Below are 4,266 nucleotides of genomic sequence, written 5' to 3'. Positions count from 1 at the left end.
CCCAGACCGATAAGAATCTGAACGTTGCAAAGGAGGAGGGTTCGACTGCATCTGCTGCAACATTACTCTTTTTACTTTACATAATGTTTCTTATCGGCACTGAATCAGGGAGGCAATCCTGCCGCGGCATATCGTCGTTGTGAACGGTCCCGGCATTGATCAGGCCCATGAGCTTTCGCCGGCTACCAACAAACCCCCTGGATCATAACGTCACAGTGACAAAACACGTCTGAAGCCCCTGGGAGCTAGGCAGGCCTTCCGGTCGGCACATCTGCGTCGCCGAGATGGCGCTCAGGCTAGGACCACGTAGCAGGGCTACGGGATAGTGATGCCTCGCGTCTTATCGGTCGATCTAGGTCGAGGACGGAGATTTGGTTCATGTGTGTGACTAGTTATGCACAAATAGCGCAAAAAGTACAGAGTATTCTCTACCCCGTCGTCGCGGACGCGCTTCAAATCTTCAACGCAGTAGTCGTCCGTACCTCGAGAGCGCCGAACGCGAACTGCCAGAGTTGTTTAACCGAATCAATGCGCTGAGTACATCTATTCCCGAGCTATATCACTTCTACTTGCGAAGAACAAACGACTGAGCGAGCGCAATCCGTATTACAGCGAGTAGCCAAACTTATTCAACACGGTGCATCTTTTCACGCGACCGCGTCACAAAGTCGCGTGCGCCTCTTATCCAGCCCTTCGGCGGAGACTTCACAATGGGTGTCACTTGCGCAATTTTCCATCGACCATCCAAAGACGCACCGTGCTCCTCTATTGCAGACTTCCCTGCTTGCGCCGCTGTCTCACAACTGGTGCCATTTACGAGGCCGATTAGACGCCCACTTGGATTTACAACGTAGTAGCGTGTGCCCTTATATTCCGCAACCGTAGAGTAGGCGAACATCTGCCAAAACTGGCGGCACGCAAAGACGATTACTAGTGTTATCACTGCTCCGTAGTCGAATCGGCCTCTTGTAGCCGGATCGTCCTTGAGATACTCGGCTATGGACGCTAGACCACCCGCGAGAGAAATGGAGAAGGCTACGTTCATCACGAGCGATCCGATTAGCCTACGACAGTTGTGAAAACCACCAGAGAAGATGTACCACTCTACTGTTGCCAGAACCGCTGTCAGAACTAGCAGCGACACCCCAATCAATTGCCTAGGCCAATGCATCGAATAGGAAACTGCGGCTCCAATCGATATAAGACTGATAAGCAACGTGAGCAGTCCGCGCACGACCTGCTGCCATATCCAACGCCAGCTCGTCTTTCCATACCGACTGTCAATAGCATGAAGGGTCAAGCCAACAGCCAGATAGAACGTGGCCACAATAATCGCCGCAGCGACCATAAACTTCAGCCAAGATGGCACAAGTCCCCCTATATCAACGATTGCTGCCCCGAGTCCGCCTTCTCACGGATACGCGCATGATCCAGTAGTTCGCTAGGTCGTCCTGACTTGGCGATCCAGCCCTTCGGAATCTGCTCACCCAGTAGCACGTAGTGCCAGGTGCGGCCGTCTCGTTACTCTTCAGTGGCCTCATTGATCTGCAGCATGACCTTGTTCGGTCCGTCCAGTTGCTCCAGGATCTGCGCGGCCTGGCGCTTGCCAGCCGCAACGATGCCCGGCAGCTGCTCGAGCAGTGACTTCGCCATTTAAAACCGCCTCCCTAGGCCTGCAACCCATGCGTCACAGTCAACGAAAATCACCGTAGTACGCGACTCGGACATCGCACCGCGTAGTCCGATCAGTGTCGTCCGGCCGGAGGAACCGCAGGCTTCAACACCCACGCCGGCACCCGGACGAGGTTGTCCGCTGTCACCGCCGATCGACTTCATGCCCACACGGACATGATCGCACGCGTGTTCGACTAGGTGCTACCGTGGATCTCGGCTGGGCGTAGACCGACCCGAACGACGGGAAGCGGGAGGGTCGGGAGCGCCCAGCCTGCCACCTACGAGAACTTAGCTATTGCGGCCTGCTTCGCTGCCTTAAACTCATCATCGTCGAGTAGCCCCCGCTGGTGCATGTCTGCGAACTTCGCGAGTTCGTCTGCCAAACCCCCACCGGAAGCAGTAGCCACTGCTGGTGCTACCTGCTGAACGATCACATGGGGGCGCTTCGCTTCAAGAATCTTCTGCTGCATCTCTTTGATCTTCGGCTGCGCTTGCTGATAGGTCGCCTTTGCGAGAGGCAAGCAATTAGAGAGTTTGTACGGGTCGCGGTCTCTGTCCTTATTCCAGAAGTCATGGTTACCGAGCCCCTGATAGCTCGGCGTTAGCACTTCGAGCACCCCGTTCACGAAGCCGCCATTGTATTCAATGTTCGTGATGTCGGCATAAGAAAACGTGGTTTCACGGCCGCCTCCCGTTGCACCGGCCATCATCCCCGTCATACCTCCAGACTTCGAGATCACCAGTCGATCCTCGAACGCGTACAGACGGCCAGCCGATCCGCTGTTGACGATGAACCACGGAAGCTCGCCGGCCTGCGCGTGCGCGTCGGCCTGGTTCCACCATTTGTCTTTCATAGCACTGCCAAACAAGGGAACTGAGTCACGTGCAGCTTGCGTTGCGATAGCAAGGTCTCGGCTTGCACGTTCCGCTTCGTCTTCAGCAGCGATCTGCCTTGCTCGTTCGTCAGCAGCTTGGCGGGCACCCTCGGTTACTACAGGATCGACGCCGTGTTGCCAGAGGTAGTTGATGAAGTACTGGACAAAGTCAGTCTCAGCCTTGTCGATCCCGCCGAAGCTGATCCCTCCGTCGTCAGTCATCACTACAAGGCTGATGTTGCCCATCTTCACTGGGAAGTCAAAGCCACGAATCTGATCCGCAGATACCTCTAGTACGACCCGTTGCTCTTCGCTTCGACCGTTGGCCCAAAACCCGATTACGCGACCGTTCGTTATGGCGACTGCATCAGTGAGAGGTTTCATTCGACCTCGGCCAGCGAGGGCCCAAACCACCTCGCCGGGAAACAGATCCTGGGCCAACGCCCTCAACCACTTGTCAGCATTCTTCTGCTTGATCTTGGGACTTAATTCGGTCACCGACGACACCTCACTCTGATCGACCAAACGCGACAAACGTCACAGTTCACGCTGATAATAGACAGTGGTTCGTCGTTCGAATAGACCGGGCCGAACCAACGACGAACTCCCCCGCATGACTGGATAGGACGCCGGTTCAAGTTGAACCGAGTGAGAGTCGGATGAACCTGTGGATAACCCTGTGGACAGTTGCCAATCGTTTTCGGCACCAGCATAATTGAGAAGTACCGGACCACGCAGGTGTGGGACGCTCATCTACCCCTCGGAGCTTCACCATGCGCATCAGTCCGCTCACTCCCCGCCCTTGGTTCGCCGAAGGTGAGCGAGAGAATCTGCCGAGCTCGAGGTGCTCGACGATGGCTACCTCGAGCCGTACGAGACGTCGCCTGCATACGACCCGTACCCGTCGTACCCGCAACACGATGAGCAGGAGCACGCGTTCCGCACGATGATGTGCCCTGGGTTGGATGGAGTCGGTTTGCTTGACTTTTGGTCACGACGTCCACGAAGGAGCCGTGTCCGTGCCCAAGCGTTATCCCGAAGAGTTCCGCCGCAAGGTGCTCGACCTGGTGGCCGCTGGTCGACCAATTGCGCAGATCGCAGCAGATCTGAATATCAGCGACCAGACGATCTACGGCTGGCGCACACAGGAGTTGATCGACACCGGCCAGCTACCCGGGCTCAACCGCGCTGAGCTGTCCGAGCTCAGCGCGGCCAATCGGCGCATCCGCGAGTTGGAAACTGAGGTGGCCGTCCTGAAAAGGGCACGTGAGCTGCTGCGGGGGCCGCACGACCCAAAAGGCGGTACGCGGCCATAGAAGCCATGGCCGCAGAAGGACTGCCCGTCCAGGTGGCCTGCCGACTGTTGGAGGTCACCGAGTCGGGCTACTACGCATGGCGCAGCCGGGCGCCGTCGGCCCGGGAGGTCCGTCATGCGTGGGTGACCGAGCAGATCCGTGCTGTGCACATAGCCTCTCGGGGTACTTACGGCGCCCGCCGGGTTCACGCCGAACTTACCCTTGGGCTGGGGCTGCTGGTCGGCCATAACCAGGTCGAGATGTTGATGGCTCGCGCGAACCTCAAGGGGCTTCCGGGTACGCGTCGTGCCCGGCCCCGTCACGAGACACCCACGGCGACGGATCTGAATCGCCCCGGGTTTGCTGGAGGCTCTCGAACCTGTGAAGGATGGAGAGCATGGCAGCACCTCGGAAGTACAGCA

The 4,266-nt window shown here is 57.5% G+C and carries 4 protein-coding genes; 2 read left to right on the top strand and 2 right to left on the bottom strand.

All coding sequences use genetic code 11. From position 1 onward, the window contains the following. Positions 1-1,521: 1,521 nt before the first annotated feature. Both A5777_RS25680 and A5777_RS11885 read right to left on the bottom strand, forming a co-directional pair. The gene (locus A5777_RS25680; RefSeq protein ID WP_269447001.1) at positions 1,522-1,653 is read right to left on the bottom strand and encodes a hypothetical protein; all 132 of its coding nucleotides are present in this window, start codon (positions 1,651-1,653) and stop codon (positions 1,522-1,524) included. A 299-nt stretch (positions 1,654-1,952) separates the two neighbouring features. Further along, positions 1,953-3,047 carry a hypothetical protein gene (locus A5777_RS11885; RefSeq protein WP_064862791.1) on the bottom strand — a complete coding sequence of 365 codons (1,095 nt, stop codon included), beginning with the start codon at positions 3,045-3,047 and terminating at the stop codon, positions 1,953-1,955. A 515-nt stretch (positions 3,048-3,562) separates the two neighbouring features. Between A5777_RS11885 and A5777_RS11880 the strand changes: the two genes are divergently transcribed. Both A5777_RS11880 and A5777_RS25815 read left to right on the top strand, forming a co-directional pair. Further along, on the top strand, positions 3,563-3,865 hold the full coding sequence (locus A5777_RS11880; RefSeq protein ID WP_197502363.1) for a transposase: 303 nt from the start codon (positions 3,563-3,565) through the stop codon (positions 3,863-3,865). A 5-nt stretch (positions 3,866-3,870) separates the two neighbouring features. Further along, positions 3,871-4,266: IS3 family transposase (locus A5777_RS25815; protein WP_156529358.1), on the top strand; the 396-nt coding region annotated here is incomplete at its 3' end.

Source organism: Gordonia sp. 852002-10350_SCH5691597 (assembly GCF_001665715.1).
Classification (GTDB): domain Bacteria; phylum Actinomycetota; class Actinomycetes; order Mycobacteriales; family Mycobacteriaceae; genus Gordonia; species Gordonia sputi.
Note: the sequence above shows the minus strand (reverse complement) of the source record. Positions and strands in the feature narration are given on the sequence as shown.

Excerpts from the sequence above, each read along its gene's own strand:
- A5777_RS25680 (WP_269447001.1), bottom strand. The coding sequence starts at position 1,653 with ATGGCGAAGTCACTGCTCGAGCAGCTGCCGGGCATCGTTGCGGCTGGC.